This window comes from Streptomyces sp. NPDC014995, from assembly GCF_043080745.1.
Taxonomy (GTDB): domain Bacteria; phylum Actinomycetota; class Actinomycetes; order Streptomycetales; family Streptomycetaceae; genus Streptomyces.
Map to the genome: position 1 here is coordinate 77,817 of NZ_JBIBVX010000003.1, position 14,816 is coordinate 92,632.

The window sequence follows — 14,816 nt, forward strand, 5'->3', positions numbered from 1 at the left end:
GCGCGTAGTCGCGCACACGGCGTCGAGCGTCGCGGCGTGCCGCTCTCTGCTGGGGCAAAGCCTCGGTCATCTACGGGGGTAGAACAAGGGAGTTGAAGCACTGTCAACAAATTTGACATGGCCACGTAACAAACGTGGCGTGATCAATCACGTTACGGCAGGAAAAGGCTTGGCATGGACACTTCCCGTCAACACGCGTAGTTGCTACGACGGTTGTGGCAGAGGTCCTGCTAAAGGGAGGTTCCATGAGACGTTCCCGAATTGCCGTCTTCGTCAGCTCTGTCCTCCTCGCCGCCGGTGCCACCCTCACCGGGGCCGCCTCGGCCCAGGCTGCCCAACTCGCCGCGAACGGCGGCTATGTGGCGCTCGGCGACTCCTACTCCTCCGGCGTCGGCGCCGGCAGCTACCTCAGCACCAGCGGCAACTGCAAGCGCAGCACCAAGGCCTACCCGTACCTGTGGAACGCCGCCCACGCCCCCTCGTCGTTCGCGTTCACCGCCTGCTCGGGCGCCCGAACGGGTGATGTGCTGACCGGTCAGCTCGGCCCGCTCAACTCCTCCACCGGGCTGGTCTCCGTCACCGTCGGCGGCAACGACGCGGGCTTCGCCGACGTCATGACCACCTGCGTGACCAGCTCCGACAGCACGTGCGTGTCCCGCATCAACACGGCCAGGGCGTACGTCGACTCGACACTCCCCGGCAGGCTCGACAGCGTCTACTCGGCGATCCGTACCAAGGCGCCCAACGCGCGCGTCGTCGTCATCGGCTACCCCCGCTTCTACAAGCTCGGCACGACCTGTCTGGGCATGTCCGAGACCAAGCGCAGCGCCCTCAACAACGCCGCCGACCACCTCAACACCGCCATCGCCAAGCGCGCCGCCGCCCACGGCTTCACCTTCGGCGACGTCCGCACCACGTTCACCGGCCACGAGATCTGTTCCGGCAGCTCCTGGCTGCACAGCGTCAACTGGCTCAACATCGGCGAGTCCTACCACCCGACCGCGTCCGGTCAGTCGGGTGGCTATCTGCCGGTGCTCAACAGCGCGGCCTGAGCCGTCACTCCGACGGTGACGCGGAGGGCGAGGCCCCGTCCGACGGGGCCTCCGTCTCGCACGTCACCGAGAACGGCACCGAGTTCGACGTCGTCCGCCGCGGCTCGCGCACCTCGACCCCGATCGCGTTCCGGTACGTCCCGCTCTCCGCGTACGTCGTCACGATCACCCGGTCCTGCCGCGACGTCCCGCCGCCCGCCGGGAAGTCGAGCGTCTTCCAGCCCGAGTCCGCGAACTCACCCTCCTCCGCCACCCACCGGTAGGACACCTGCGCGGGCAGCCGGCCCACCGTGATGGTCGCCGTGAACGCGGGCGCCGCCTCGCCCGGCGGCGGACAGGCGCCGGAGTAGTCCGTGTGCGTGCCGGTGACGGTGACCGCGACGGACTGCGCCGGAGCCTCACTCGTGGCGCTCTCGCTCACACTCGGGCTCGGGCTCGGCGAGGGCTGCTCGCTGCTCCCCGTCGCGCTCTCCTCGGGCGACGGCGACGGCGACGGACTCACGCCCAGCGACTGGCTGGTCGTGGCACCCCCGTCGGCACCGTTGTCCCCGTCACCCCGGTTCAGCAGCGCGTACGTCAGCCCGGCGACCGCCAGCGCCAGCGCCGCCACGCCCGCGATCAGCACACCGGCGGTACGCCGGTTGCCGTCCGGCTCGGTCCGGGTGGTCGCGGCGGGCCCGGTCCCCACGGGGCGCGCCGGCTGCCGCGGGGGAAGCGGTTCGGTCCCCGCCCCCGACGGCGGGCCCGCGACCGTCGGCGCGTACGGCGCCGCCCGGACGGTGCCGGCGCGCGGGGTGCCTCCCCCGGAGGGGGTACCCCCGGCGGCGACGGCCCGCAGGTCCTGCTCGGCGCGGTCGGCGGGCAGCCGCTCGGCCGGATCCTTGCGCAGCAGACCCTCGATGACCGGGGCGAGCGGACCCGCCCGGCGCGGCGGCGGCAACTCCTCGTCGACGATCGCGCGCAGGGTGCTCAGCGGAGTGTTCTGCCGGAAGGGGGAGTTGCCCTCGACCGCCGCGTACAGCAGCACGCCCAGCGACCACAGGTCCGACTCGGGCCCCGGTGTGCGCCCGAGCGCCCGCTCCGGTGCGAGGAACTCGGGGGAGCCGATGACCTCACCGGTCATGGTCAGCGCGGAGGTGCCCTCGACGGTGGCGATGCCGAAGTCGGTGAGCACGACCCGGCCGTCGTTCGACATCAGCACGTTGGCCGGTTTCACGTCCCGGTGCAGGACCCCCGCCTCGTGCGCCGCCCGCAGCGCGGCCAGCACCTCGGCGCCGATGTGCGCGACCCGGGCCGGCGCCGGCGGGCCCTCGGCGTCCAGCTGATCGGCGAGGGAGACGCCCCGCACCAGCTCCATGACGATCCAGGGCCGACCGTCCTGTGTGGCCACGTCGTACACCGTCACGACGTTCCGGTTCGCGACCCGGGCCGCGGCCCAGGCCTCGCGCTCCAGCCGGGCGTACAGCCGCTCGATGTCCGAGGTCGGCAGTCCGGCCGGGGCCCGCACCTCCTTGACGGCGACCTCGCGGTTCAGCACCTCGTCCCGGGCCCGCCACACGGTGCCCATGCCGCCCTCGCCGAGCGGGGACAGCAGGCGGTAGCGGCCCGCGATCAGACGTTCACTGCCCGGTCGTTCGGACACCGCGCCCCCTTCGCATCCGGGCGAATACCTCCACAAAAGTAGCTCAGGCGAGGACGGATGCGGCCCCCTTGAACACCAGTCCGGCACCGAGGGCCACGACGAGGAGCGCCGACCACAGCGGCACGTTCCGGCGGACCAGCGCCGCGACCGGGTGCGTGGTCCAGCGCGGGCCGCGGTCCAGGAACCGGGCCGCGCCCGACCCCAGCCTGACCACGGCGAACCCGGCGGCGGTGAGCGTCAGCGCGAGGCCGACGCCGTACGCGACGACCAGCAGCAGCCCGAACCAGGCGTGCCCGAGCGCGGCGGCGCCGACGAGCACGACGACGGCGGAGGGACTCGGGACGAGTCCCCCGGCGAAGCCGAGGAGGATCGTGCCGCGGAGGGTGGGGGCGGTGGAGTGGGTGTGGGTGGAGCCGCCGTGGGTGTGGGTGTGCGTGTGGGTGTGGCCGTGATGATGGTGATCGCCGTGGCCGTGGTCGGGGCCGTGGTCGGGGCCGTGCTTGTGACCGTGTTCGTCCTTGGGCCCGTCGTGCCCGCCGTGGCCGTGGTGGGTGTGGTTCTCGGGGCCGCCGACGAGGGCGAGTTCACGGGCGGGGGCGGTCGTGTGCTCGTGGGGACGGGTGTGCCCGTGTGCGTGCCCGTGCCCATGTCCATGTCCGTGCTGTCGGTTGTGCCAGGCCCGGCGGACCAGGGTCGCGCCCGCGCACAGGACGAGGGCGCCGCTGGCCAGGCCCAGCCAGGCGATCACCGAGGGGGCCGCGGCCGAACCGGCGGTGACCAGCAGGCCGAGGGCGACCACGCCCAGGGTGTGGGTGACCGTGACCGACGCGGCCAGGGGCAGCACGTCCCTCATCCGGGCCCTGCCGCCCCGGGCGGCCGCCGTCGCGGCCATGAGGGTCTTGCCGTGCCCGGGGGCGACCGCGTGCATCGCGCCCAGGCCCACCGCGATGACCAGGGCCAGGGCGGCGAAGCCGAGGGTGAGGTCCTGCCGGGCGACCAGGCTGTCCAGGGCCCGCGTCCAGCGGTCGACCCCGCGGGGCAGGACGGACGCGGCGGGCGCGTCACGCTCCCCCTCGACGAGGGCCGCGCCGCCGGGGCGCACCCGCAGGGACGCGGTCGCGGTGTCGGCGGGGGAGGACAGCAACTCCTGCGGATAGTCGGTGAGTTCGTCCGACAGTGACTCGGCCGGTACGTCGGAGGCGGTGAGCGTCATCCGGTCGCCCCGTGCGGTGATCTCCCGCCAGCCGGGCCCGGAGGAGGCGCCCGCGCCCCGGAAGCCGAGGGAGACCGTCGCGTCCTCGGGCAGCGGGGCCGTCAGCCCGCACTCCACGCGCAGGGTGTCCAGCCCGGCCTGACCGGGCCGTACGACCGCCTTGGCGGCGCCGGCCGTGAGGGCGACCGGGCGCCCGTCGACGGTCAGCGCGCTGTCCGTGGCGGCCGCGGCGCAGCGCTGCCGGGCCCACTCGGTGAGGCCGAGCCGTTCGATGTCCGGCTTCGCCTGGGTGGCCGGAATCTCGGCGAGGTCCTCGACGTGGTCGACGCGCACCTGTCCGGGGGCGACGACGAGGCCGTCGTAGCGGTTGACGGTGAAGTTGCCCAAGGGGTGCGCGCTCGCACTGGCGGAAGGGATCAGCGCGAGCGCGCACCCGGCCGTCAGGACGGCCGCGCAGGAGGCGAACACACGACGGGAGTTCACTTGGCCGCCTCCAGCGTCTTCAGCGCGGCACGGGCCTCGCGGGCGCCCACGGGCGAGAAGCCGGGATTCAGCTTCAGGGCCGCCGCGAGGTGGGTGCGGGCGTCCCGCGAGTGCCCCGTGGCGCGTTCGATCACGCCCCGGTGGTAGAGGAAGGTCGCGTTGCGGTAGCCGGTCGCCGTGGCCTGCCGGGCGTAGGGGAGGGCTTCCTCGTCCTCGCCGTTGACGTGCAGGGCCCAGGCGAGGGCGTCCGCGGTGTGCACGGTGTGGCGGCGGGCCCACTCGGCGCGGGCCGCGCGCAGGGCCGCCGCCCTGTCGCCGTGGTCGGCGGCGGCGAGCGCCGTGTCGAGGTCGGCGTTGACGCCGTTGGCGCGGGCGAGGGCGGTCCAGGCGTCGACGAGCGTGTACTGGTCCTCGGCCTTCGCCGCGTCGCCCGCGCCGCCCCGGGCCTCGTACAGCTCGCCGAGTTCGACCAGCGGGCCGGGCAGCGGGAAGCGGGCGACGACCTGCTCCAGCCCCTCGATCGCCTCGGTCCGTCGACCGCTCGCCGCCTGGGCGCGGGCGCGGCCCTCCAGCGCCGGGAGGTGGTTCTCGTCGGCGGCGAGGGCGCGGGCGTAGTGGGTGAGGGCGGTGGCGTGGTCGCCCTGGTTCCAGGCGAGCTGGCCGAGCTGGGTGGCGACGTAGGCGATGTCGCCGGGCGTGGTCGAGGCGGCGAGCGCCCGGTCCAGGACCCGGCGGGCGGTGGCGACGTCGCCGCGCAGTTCGTGGACGTAGGCGTACCGCGTGAACACCGGCACGCCGGGCCGCCGTCGGTCCGCGGTCCGCACGGCCTCGAGTGCCTCCTCGTACCGGCCGAGCTCGACGAGCGCGTCGATACGGGAGCACAGGGCGCGTTCGCTGTAGGGGTTCCGCTCCAGGGCCTGGTCGGCGTACTTCAGGGCGGCGGTGAAGTCGTGCCGGGCGGCGGCGAGGGCGGCACGGCCGGAGAGGGCCGCGTCGTTCTCGGGCCGCAGCTCCAGGGAGCGCTTCAGGGCCTTCTCGGCCTGCGGGTAGCGGGAGGGGTCGCCCTTGGTCCGGGCCTGTTCGACATAGGCGAGTCCGAGCGCGGCCCAGCTTGCGAAGTCCCTCGGCTGCGCGCGGAGACGAGCCTGGAGCGAGGCGATGCCGGCGTCGAGGTCGGCGCCTGCGAGCAGTCCCGGGGAGACCGCGGCGGCCGCGGCCACCGGAGTCGGTTCCCCGTCCCGCGCAGCCCCGAACGCGATCGCCCCGGCGGTGAGGGCGACGGCCACCATGGCCGCACAGGCCCCTGTATGGAGGGCATGCCGGCGACGACCCGCGGTGCTCAGGCGGCGAACGGCGGCGACCCGGACGTCGACCTCGTCGGCACGGGGGGCGGTGTCCTTCGCGCCCCCCTCGGCGTCCCCGGTTGCCGTGGCGCCCTCGGCGTCCCCGGTCTCCGCGGCGCTCTCGGCGTCCCGCACGGCCCGGACGCGCCCTGGGGCCTCGGTGGCCTGCGCGCCCCGAGCGTCCTCGGCGGCGGTCCGGGCCTGCTGCACGTCCCCGCTCTCCGTGTTCTCCGCGTCCATGGGGACCGTGTTCTCCGCGTCCATGGGGACCGTGTTCTCCGCGTCCGTGGAGGCCGGGTCCTCCACGTCCCTGGAGGCCGGCTGCTCGCGCTCCGGTTCGCCGTCGTTCGTACGCGGGGACATGCCCTCTCCTCGGTCGCCTGGGTGGATCGTCCTGCTGGTGGGGGTGGCGCGGCCCGCGCCGTGGGGGAAGGAGTACGCGGGCCGCGCCCGTCGGTGGGGTGGTTCGGGCCGGGGAGCGCAGGATTCTCCCCGGCCCGGTCCTTGGGCCGGTCCGCCCTGGAAGGCCGCGGGGCGGACCTGGGCCGTGTTCCGGATCATCCCGGGACCGCGGGGCTCACCGGCGTCAGCCGGGCGTCGCGGCCCCGAGTCGGGCTGATCCGAAGGAAACGGCCTAGTAGGCCCGGCTCCGCATCCGGCGCCACCACATCAGGCCGCCGCCGACGAGCAGGATTCCGGCCGCGCCGGCGCCCGCGGAGGCGGCGATCAGACCGGTGTCGCCCTCGGTCCAGGAGCCGGCCGGCTGGAGGGCGTCGCCGAGCTGGTTGCGGACGTCGTTGCCGCCGCCGGTGCCCTTGGCGAGCGGGCCGCGCGAGCCCTCGGTGGGCAGGGCGACGTACGGGAAGGCCTTCTCGAACTCCTTGTCGTTCTTGTCGACCGCGTCGCCCAGGTCGTTCTTGGCGCCGAGCAGTTCACCCTCGACGACCTGCAGCGCGGCGTCGATCACGTCGTCGGTGAGCCGGCGTCCGTTCGGGAAGCCCGCGGTGTCGCCGTCGAGCACGCCGAGCCGCTTGGGGCTGGCGGCCGGCTTGATCGAGGTGTTGAGGCGCAGCTGCTCCGACGGCGTCACGTTCGGGGGCTGGTTGAGGTCCTTGACGCCCTTCAGGAAGACGTCCACCAGGTCGTTGCGCGGCTCGTCCGGCGCCGGGATCTTGTAGATCGCCTCGATGAGCTTCGGCAGCTCGGGGTTGGTGACGTTCTTCAGGAACTGGGCGTCGTCCTTGGGCTTGGACGCGTTGAACGTGTCCTTGTCCTTGATCGGGTTGACGACCTCGTTCACCAGCGGGTTGCCGAGGCGCGAGACCTGCGCGTAGTAGCCCTCCGCGTTCTCGCGCTGGGTGGTCGACCAGATCCCCACGATCGGCTGGTGCTCCGACTCGACGATCAGGTCCGTCGGGACCTGGAGGGCGATCGAGTTGACGTTGTAGCCCTTGAGGGTGTCGTTGCCGACCTCGGAGAGGTTCCCGCCGTACAGCAGGTCGAAGACGCGCAGATCCAGGAAGAACGGGTCGTCGGCCTGGCCGGCGAAGGTCTTCGCTCCGTTGGAGAGCTTGTAGACCGCCTGGTCGCGCAGCTTGGCGTAGTCCGGCATCGACGCCTTGCCCACGTTCGACGGCGCGACCGGCACGTCGTCCGCGAGCTTCGTCTTGTGGGACTCCTTGCCGTGCTCCAGCTTGATCAGCTCGAGGTCGTACGTCTGCGTCACGTTCAGGTCGGCGTCGTCCAGGCTCTCGACGACCCCGGTGTTGTACAGGAACGTCTTCTTGTTCTTGACCTTCGTCTTGAACGTGTACCGGAAGAGCAGGTCGCCCTGCGCGTCACCGTTGTTGTCGATGTGCAGGTCGTACTGGGCGTCCTCGGCGAACGGGAAGAAGTTCGGGCCGCCCGCCGGCTCCTCGAACGGCGTCCAGTTGGCGATGATCGTCGTCGAGTCCGGGTGGTCGGGGCTCACGAACGCGTACACGTCGGTGTTGTCGTACTGCGGGGTGCCCGAGATGAGCGGGGCCTCCCGGTGGCTGGAGGCGGCGGCCTCCCCCGGTTCCAGCGTGGCGACGCCGGCGGCCGCGAGCCCCCCGGCGGCCAGCGCACCGCATATGAGGGTCGCGACGCCCCTGCGTCCGGATCCGCTCCTGGAGATAGCTGCTGTCATGCCGTCCGTCCTCTGTGCCAACTTGCCTGACGGACAGTGATACGGAGCGGGGGGGCCGGTTGGATTGGTCGAAACCCAAAAACTTTTTCTTTCCTGCTCACCCGCGTTTCCGGCCGCCGCATCCGTATAACTCCCTCCGGAGGTGTGTGCGTTGCGAATGCCTGGTACGACGGGACGGCCGGGATGCGGCCGCGGGAAGGGGGACCGGATGGAGGCGGACGAACTCCTGCTCCTCGTCGCGGGGGGCGACCAGCAGGCATTCGAGCAGCTCTACACACTGGTGGCCGGGCCGGTGTTCGGACTGGTCCGGCGGGTGGTGCGGGATCCGGCGCAGTCGGAGGAGGTGTCCCAGGAGGTGCTGCTCGAACTCTGGCGCTCCGCGGCCCGCTTCGACCCCCGGCGCGGCAGCGCCCTGTCGTGGATCCTCACCCTCGCCCACCGCCGCGCCGTCGACCGGGTGCGCAGCGCCCGCGCGGCCGGCGAGCGCGAGCGGCGCGAGGCCCAGCGCGCCCATCACCCCGCCTTCGACCAGGTGTCCGAGGAGGTCGAGGCCGGCCTGGAGCGCGAGTGGGTGCGCCGCTGTCTGGACCGACTGACGGTCCTGCAACGCCAGTCCGTCACCCTCGCCTACTACGACGGCTACACCTACCGTGAGGTGGCCGAGCGGCTCTCCCTGCCGCTGGGCACCGTCAAGACCCGGATGCGCGACGGACTCACCCGGCTGCGCGACTGTCTGGGAGGTGCCGCATGAGCGTGTTCGGACTGTTCCGCCGTGACGATCTGCACTCGCTGGCCGCGCCCTACGCGCTCGACGCCCTTGAGCCCGACGAACGGCGACGCTTCGAGAAGCATCTGAGGAGCTGCGACCGCTGCTCCGCCGAGGTGCGGGCGCTGTCCGAGGACGCCGTCCGGCTCGCCTGGTCGACGGCCGCCCCGCCGCCGGCCGCGATGCGCGACCGGGTCCTGGCGGCCGTACGGACGACTCCGCAGGAGCCCGCGGCCGGGCCGGTGCGGGAGCACGCGCCCCAACTGCCGCCCCATGTCTGGGGCATGCAGCCGCCGCCCGGGCGCACCCGTGCGCCCCGCGCGCGCCGCCCCCTGTTCGTGCCGTTCGCCACCGCGACGGCCGCCGCCGCGCTCGTCGTCGCCTCGCTCTTCGCCGTGCAGGCCGACCGCACCCGGGACCAACTCGACGCCGAGCGGGCGCAGGCACGTGAGATCGCCCACGTTCTCGCAGCTCCGGACGCCAGGGCGAGCACCGGCAAGGACGCGCGGGGCCGCAGTATCGGAGTGATCGCCTCCGCTTCGGAAGGGGAGGCGATCGTCACATTGAGCGGATACGGCGACCTGCCCACCGGACAGGTGCACCAGCTGTGGCTCATGCGCCCCGGCGCGCCACCACGCTCCCTGGGCCTCTTCGACGCCGAAACGCCCCTGGTCGCGACCGGTCTCGATCAGTCGTCGACATCACTCGCCGTAACCGTCGAACCCGACGGGGGATCACCGCAGCCCACTACCCAGCCGGTTGTCCAACTCACCTTGAAAACGGTTGGATTCGGAGAGTGATCACGGGGGAGTCGTCAACCCCCTTACGGGGAAGGTGAATCCTGTGACCGCGATACACGGGTGCTCCGCCGGGGAGATAGGGTTACCCTGCCCGGGCCGGGTGGACTCGTACGGGTGGGGAGTGACATGGAACAGATAACAGTGCGCAGCAGGGCGAGGGTCCCTGCCATCACCTGCGGGAGCAGCGCGACCAGTTCGCGTCTCGACCGCCATCTCTCGGTGCTGGGCGGTCCCGCCATACCGCAGCGGGAGACGGTCGAGGCGACCTCGCTGATGCGGGAACTGACCGCACGTGAGCCCGCGCACGACCGCAGCCCCAGGGGCGCCCGAGTGAGGCGGGTCTCGCTCTTCGCGCCGTTGCGCCGACTGCGCCGTTCGCTGTTCGGCGGCAACAAGCACTGAGGCCCCGCGCTCAGGCAGCCACACCGTCCCCACGCAGCGCTGCGATCTCGTCGTCCGTCATCCCCACGGCACGCAGCACCGCCCCGGTGTGCTCCCCGAGCGCGGGCACGGCCCCCATCCGCGCCTCCGCCCCGCCCGGCAGTGTGATCGGAGGAAGCAGCGCCCGCAGCGGCCCGGCCGGCGAGTCCACCTCGCGCCACCGTTCGCGGGCCGCCAACTGCGGGTGCTCCGCCAGCTCGCGCACATCCCTCAGGCGCGCGCACGCGATGCCCGCGCCCTCCAGCCGCGCCAGCGCCTCGTCCGTGTCCAGCGCCCCCAGCGCCCTCGCCACCAGCGCGTCCGTGCGCTCCCGGTGCGCGACCCGCGCCGCGTTCGTGGCGTACGCCGGATCCGCTCCCAGCTCCGGCCGGCCCAGCACCCGTTCGGCCAGCCGCCGCCACTCCCGGTCGTTCTGCACCGACAGCAGCACCCGCCCGCCGTCCGCCGTCGGATAGGCGTCGTAGGGCGCGATCACGGCGTGCGCGAGGCCGGTGCGCACCGGGGGAGTCCCCCCGTGCAGGGCGTGGTGCAGGGGATGCCCCATCCACTCCGCGAGCGCCTCCAGCATCGACACCTCCACCGGCCCGCCCCGCCCCGTCGCACCCCGCCGCACCAGCGCCGCCAGCACGCCCGAGAAGGCGTACATGGCCGCCGCGATGTCGGCCGCCGGAATCCCCGCCTTCACCGGCTGCTCCGGCGTCCCCGTCACCGAGACCAGCCCCGCCTCGCACTGCACGAGCATGTCGTACGCCCGCTTGTCCGCGTACGGCCCCGACGCCCCGTACCCCGAGATGTCGACGGCGACCAGGCGCGGGTGCGCCGCGCACAGGGTGGCCGCGTCCAGACCGAGCCGGGCCGCCGCCCCCTGGGCGAGGTTCTGCACGAAGACGTCCGCGCCGGCGATCAGCCGGCGTACGACGTCCAGGCCGCGCGGGTTCTTCAGGTCCAGCGCGACGGACTCCTTGCCGCGGTTGCACCACACGAAGTGCGAGGCGAGACCGCGGGCCGCGGTGTCGTAGCCGCGCGCGAAGTCGCCGCCGTCGATCCGCTCGACCTTGATCACCCGGGCGCCGAGGTCGGCGAGCTGCCGGGTGGCGAACGGGGCCGCGACGGCCTGCTCGACGGCGACGACGGTGATGCCCTCCAGGGGCAGGGGGAGCTGGTCCATGGGGTGGATCATGACCCCCGGCTCACCGGTTTGTCATGCACGGGGGTGCGCGTACCGGCGCACGGCGAGCGGTGCGAACACCGCGATCAGCACCGCGCACCAGGCCAGTGACCCGGCGACCGGATGGGCCACCGGCCAGGCCGCGCCGTCGGGGACGGGCGCGTTGCCGAACAGGTCCCGCAGGGCCGTGGTGAGCGCGCTGATCGGATTCCACTCGGCGAGGGTGCGCAGCCAGCCCGGCAGGTTGTCCGTGGGGATGTAGGCGTTGGACAGCAGCGGCAGCATGAAGGTCGCGCTGCCGAGCTGGCCGGCCGCCTCCTCGCTGCGGGAGAGCAGGCCCAGGAAGATCCCGGCCCAGGTGCAGGCGAACCGGAACAGCAGCAGCAGGCCCACCGCGCCGACGGCCGCGGCCACCGAGCCCTCCACCCGCCAGCCCACCGCGAGGCCCACCAGCAGGAACGGCACGGTGCCCGCCGCCGTGACGACGAGGTCGGCCACCGCCTGCCCCAGGGGTACCGCCGCCCGGCTCACCGGAAGGGTCCGCAGACGGTCCGTCACGCCCCGGTGGACGTCCTGCGCCGCCTGGAACATGCCGGTCATGATCCCGTTGGCGGCGGTCGCCACCAGCAGGCCCGGCACCAGGAAGGAGCGGTACTCGGCGCCCGGCATCGCCAGCGCGCTGCCGAAGACGTAGCCGAAGAAGAGCAGCATCGTGATCGGCATGGTCTGGGTGAGGACGGCGAGGGCCGGGTTGTTGCGGACCCGCAGGAGCTGCCGGCCCAGCATGGCCGTGCCGTCGTGGGCGAGGGCGGGGGCGCTCACGCGGCGACCTCCTCGTCGGCCGTCAGGCGCAGGAACACGTCGTCGAGGGTGGGCGGTCTGAGGCTCGCGTCGAGCAACGGCACGCCCGCCGCGTCGAGTTCGCGGACCAGGCGGGGCAGGGTGAGGGTGGTGTCGCGGGTGACCGCGCCGACGGCGCCCCGCGGGTGGTCGAAGGTCGGCTCGGTGCCCGTGAGCCGGTCCAGGACGGCCGCCGCCTCCGCCAGGGCGTCGGCGTCCGCGACGACCACCTCCGCGTAGGAGCCGATGAGCGCCTTGAGGTGCCGGGGCGAACCGGTGTGCGCGACACGTCCCCGGTTCACCAGCGCGATGTCGTCGGCGAGCTGGTCCGCCTCCTCCAGGTACTGGGTGGTCAGCAGGACCGTCGTGCCGTCCTGCCGCAGCTCGCGGACGGCGTCCCAGATGCCGGTGCGGGAGGCCGGGTCGAGGCCGGTCGTCGGCTCGTCCAGGAACAGGACGCGCGGGCGGCGGACCAGGCTCGCCGCGAGGTCGAGGCGGCGGCGCATCCCGCCCGACCAGGTCGACGCGGGCCGGTCGGCGGCCTCGGTCAGCCCGAAGCGGTCGAGGAGCTCGGCGGCGCGCTCCGCCGGTCCGCGCACCCGGTGCAGCCGGGCCAGCAGGCGCAGGTTCTGCCGGCCGGTGAGGTCGCCGTCGACCGACGTGGACTGCCCGGTGACGCCGATGGCGCGGCGCACGGCGGCCGCCTCCCGGACGAGGTCGTGCCCGGCGACGCGGGCCGAGCCGGCGTCCGGCCGCAGCAGCGTCGTCAGCAGGCGCACGGCCGTGGTCTTGCCCGCCCCGTTCGGCCCGAGGATCCCGCAGACCGTGCCCTGGGGGACGGCGAGGTCCAGGCCCCGCAGGGCGCGCACGGTGCCGAACCGCTTCTCCAGACCTTCACTAAGTACAGCGTACGTAGTTGTCATGGGCCGACCTTAGCGCACTACGTACGGTGTACGTAACTACGATGGTGATCGAGGTGATGACCGATGGCGGGCCGAGCGGCCGTACCCGAAGTGATCTGGGCCCGTCCCGAGCGGACGGGCCGCGGGCCCCGACCGGCCCACACCCGCGCCGACATCGCGGCGGTGGCCGTGCGGATCGCCGACGCGCGGGGGCTCGACGCGGTGTCCATGCGGCATGTCGCCGCCGAGCTGGGCTGCGGCACGATGTCGCTCTACAACTACGTCCCCCGCAAGGAGGACCTGTACGAGCTGATGGTGGACGCGGTCAGCGGCGAGCACGAGGTGTGGGAGCCGAGCGGGGACTGGCGGGCGGACATGCTGCGCGTCGGGCGGGACACGCGCGCGTTGATGTCCCGGCATCCGTGGCTGCCGCGCCTGATGTCACCGGTGTACGGGTTCAGCCCCAACGCGCTGCGGTATCTGGAGCACTGCCTCGCCTGCCTCGACCCGCTGGACATGACGTACGGCATGAAGATGCAGCTGGTCGGCATGGTCAACGGGGTCGTGACGACGTACGTCTCGAACGAGCTGGCCACCGCCGAGCGGTCGCGGTCGCTGCCGTGGTCGGAGGACGAGGAGCACGCGGTGCGGATCGCCTACCTGGGGAGCCAGGTGGCGAGCGGGGCGTATCCGCGGATGGCGGCGGCGTTCGCGGAGGATCCGGGGCCGATCGATCTGGAGGCCGTGTTCGAGCTGGCGTTGGAGAGGGTGCTGGACGCCTTCGTGCCCCGGCGGTGAGGGGGCGGCGGCCCGCGCCGTGCGGGCCGGGCTGTCACAGCAGAGCGAACTGCCCCTCCGGGCCCTCCTCCTGATGGTCCAGGACCGAGGCCGGGCGGCGGGCCGCGTCCGGCACCGGCAGGACGCCCGCCGCGCGCAGGTCCGACGCGGTGACCGGGTCCGTCACCTCGAACTCCTCCTGCCGCGGGCGCAGTTCCGCCAGCAGGGCCAGCACCGTGACCAGTTCCAGGAGTTCGGACGTCCACGTCTGCGGCCAGGTCGCCGGGCGGATCGCGGACAGGGTGCCCGGCTCGGGCGGCGTGGTCCGGGCCGCGAACCACTGCTCCAGGACCCGTACCCCTCCCGCCTCGAAGTCCCAGGCCTCCGGCGGGACCGGCGAGATACGGCCCTCGTCGAGGTGGAGGGTCTCCTCCTCGCGGTCGTAGTGGAGGGTGAGGGGGAGGGTGGGGAGCGGGGCGCGGACGTAGGGGCGGCGGCCGCCGGGGAGCTTGGGGCGGTCGCCGTTGCGGCGCAGGAGCCACAGGACGCGGTGGCCCAGCTCGACGCCCCGGGACCACAGGCCGGGGTCCCGGGTGAGCGGGACCGTGAGGTCGGGGCGGACGGCCGTCAGGGTCCAGGCCAGGAAGTCCAGCGGGTCGGGGGAGTGGCCCAGGTGGTCCAGCAGCCCCGGGGCCAGATTGGGCTCCGCGGCGCCCGGGCGGCGGTACAGCGGGCGGACGCGGCCCGCCCGCACCAGCGGGAACGCGGAGGTCGCCAGGGGGGACGGAGTGTCCGCTGTCTCCACCACGAAGACCTGGTGCTCGTCCGCCACCCGCCACAGTTCGGGACGGGCCGCGTCGATCAGGCGGTGGTCGGGGATCAGCCACTGCTCGTCGAAGGGCGCGGCCAGCACCCGGACCGGCTCCGGGCAGGGGCCCGACGCGCGCGCCAGCCGCTCCGTGCCGGTCGGACGGCCGGGCAGTTGGCCCACCGCCGTGTGCAGGGTGCGTGAGCGCGTCGGCTCGAACAGGGTCTCGCGGGCCGGCCCCTCCGCGGCGAGCAACGCGGCCCAGCGGTCCCTGAGCGAAGCCGGGTCGGGGGCCAGCGGCCACCCCCGGCCGAGTCGCGGCGGTGCGACGGACCACGGCATGAGGTCCGCGAGCGGCGGAGCGTCGTCGGGCGTCACGCTCGGCATCGTACGACGGCCCTCCGGCGAGCG

13 protein-coding genes are annotated in these 14,816 nt (G+C 73.6%); 5 read left to right on the forward strand and 8 right to left on the reverse strand.

What is annotated here, in order from left to right; translation table 11 throughout:
• Nucleotides 1–245 precede the first annotated feature (245 nt).
• Nucleotides 246–1,052 (forward strand): SGNH/GDSL hydrolase family protein, encoded by an 807-nt coding sequence (locus ACF1A1_RS07780; RefSeq protein ID WP_391646557.1) that lies wholly within the window; start codon nucleotides 246–248, stop codon nucleotides 1,050–1,052.
• A gap of 4 nt (nucleotides 1,053–1,056) precedes the next feature.
• Here ACF1A1_RS07780 and ACF1A1_RS07785 read toward each other — a convergent pair whose 3' ends face one another.
• The 4 genes from ACF1A1_RS07785 to ACF1A1_RS07800 form a co-directional block, all read right to left on the reverse strand.
• Nucleotides 1,057–2,694, reverse strand: coding sequence for a serine/threonine-protein kinase (locus tag ACF1A1_RS07785; protein ID WP_391646559.1), 1,638 nt, complete (start codon nucleotides 2,692–2,694; stop codon nucleotides 1,057–1,059).
• A 43-nt stretch (nucleotides 2,695–2,737) separates the two neighbouring features.
• Complete coding sequence (locus tag ACF1A1_RS07790; RefSeq protein ID WP_391646561.1) at nucleotides 2,738–4,390, reverse strand: sulfite exporter TauE/SafE family protein; 1,653 nt, start codon at nucleotides 4,388–4,390, stop codon at nucleotides 2,738–2,740.
• Nucleotides 4,387–6,096 (reverse strand): tetratricopeptide repeat protein, encoded by a 1,710-nt coding sequence (locus ACF1A1_RS07795; protein ID WP_391646563.1) that lies wholly within the window; start codon nucleotides 6,094–6,096, stop codon nucleotides 4,387–4,389. The genes ACF1A1_RS07790 and ACF1A1_RS07795 overlap by 4 nt, the downstream gene beginning before the upstream one ends.
• Nucleotides 6,097–6,367: 271 nt before the next feature.
• Complete coding sequence (locus ACF1A1_RS07800; protein ID WP_391646565.1) at nucleotides 6,368–7,903, reverse strand: DUF4331 domain-containing protein; 1,536 nt, start codon at nucleotides 7,901–7,903, stop codon at nucleotides 6,368–6,370.
• Nucleotides 7,904–8,111: 208 nt separating this feature from the next.
• Here ACF1A1_RS07800 and ACF1A1_RS07805 point away from each other — a divergent pair, with 208 nt between their 5' ends.
• From ACF1A1_RS07805 to ACF1A1_RS07815, 3 genes are all read left to right on the forward strand, one after another.
• Nucleotides 8,112–8,654: a sigma-70 family RNA polymerase sigma factor gene (locus ACF1A1_RS07805; RefSeq protein ID WP_391646567.1), complete on the forward strand. Its 543-nt coding sequence runs from the start codon at nucleotides 8,112–8,114 to the stop codon at nucleotides 8,652–8,654.
• The gene (locus ACF1A1_RS07810; protein ID WP_391646569.1) at nucleotides 8,651–9,469 is read left to right on the forward strand and encodes an anti-sigma factor domain-containing protein; all 819 of its coding nucleotides are present in this window, start codon (nucleotides 8,651–8,653) and stop codon (nucleotides 9,467–9,469) included. The genes ACF1A1_RS07805 and ACF1A1_RS07810 overlap by 4 nt, the downstream gene beginning before the upstream one ends.
• Before the next feature lie 126 nt (nucleotides 9,470–9,595).
• Nucleotides 9,596–9,871, forward strand: a complete 276-nt coding sequence (locus ACF1A1_RS07815; RefSeq protein WP_391646571.1) for a hypothetical protein — start codon at nucleotides 9,596–9,598, stop codon at nucleotides 9,869–9,871.
• 10 nt (nucleotides 9,872–9,881) lie between these two features.
• Here ACF1A1_RS07815 and ACF1A1_RS07820 read toward each other — a convergent pair whose 3' ends face one another.
• From ACF1A1_RS07820 to ACF1A1_RS07830, 3 genes are read right to left on the reverse strand one after another with little or no spacing between them, the layout of a single operon-like run.
• A complete protein-coding gene (locus ACF1A1_RS07820) occupies nucleotides 9,882–11,078 on the reverse strand; it encodes a CaiB/BaiF CoA transferase family protein (protein WP_391646573.1) in 1,197 nt (398 codons plus the stop codon).
• A 33-nt stretch (nucleotides 11,079–11,111) separates the two neighbouring features.
• Nucleotides 11,112–11,864, reverse strand: a complete 753-nt coding sequence (locus ACF1A1_RS07825) for an ABC transporter permease (RefSeq protein WP_391647178.1) — start codon at nucleotides 11,862–11,864, stop codon at nucleotides 11,112–11,114.
• Between the two features lie 32 nt (nucleotides 11,865–11,896).
• Nucleotides 11,897–12,841: an ATP-binding cassette domain-containing protein gene (locus tag ACF1A1_RS07830; protein ID WP_391646575.1), complete on the reverse strand. Its 945-nt coding sequence runs from the start codon at nucleotides 12,839–12,841 to the stop codon at nucleotides 11,897–11,899.
• Nucleotides 12,842–12,904: 63 nt separating this feature from the next.
• On the opposite strand from ACF1A1_RS07830, the gene ACF1A1_RS07835 reads away from it, so the two are divergent.
• Nucleotides 12,905–13,618, forward strand: a complete 714-nt coding sequence (locus ACF1A1_RS07835; protein ID WP_391646577.1) for a TetR/AcrR family transcriptional regulator — start codon at nucleotides 12,905–12,907, stop codon at nucleotides 13,616–13,618.
• 34 nt (nucleotides 13,619–13,652) lie between these two features.
• Here ACF1A1_RS07835 and ACF1A1_RS07840 read toward each other — a convergent pair whose 3' ends face one another.
• Entirely contained in the window at nucleotides 13,653–14,792 is a 1,140-nt protein-coding gene (locus tag ACF1A1_RS07840) for a type ISP restriction/modification enzyme (protein ID WP_391646579.1), read from the reverse strand.
• Nucleotides 14,793–14,816: the final 24 nt, after the last annotated feature.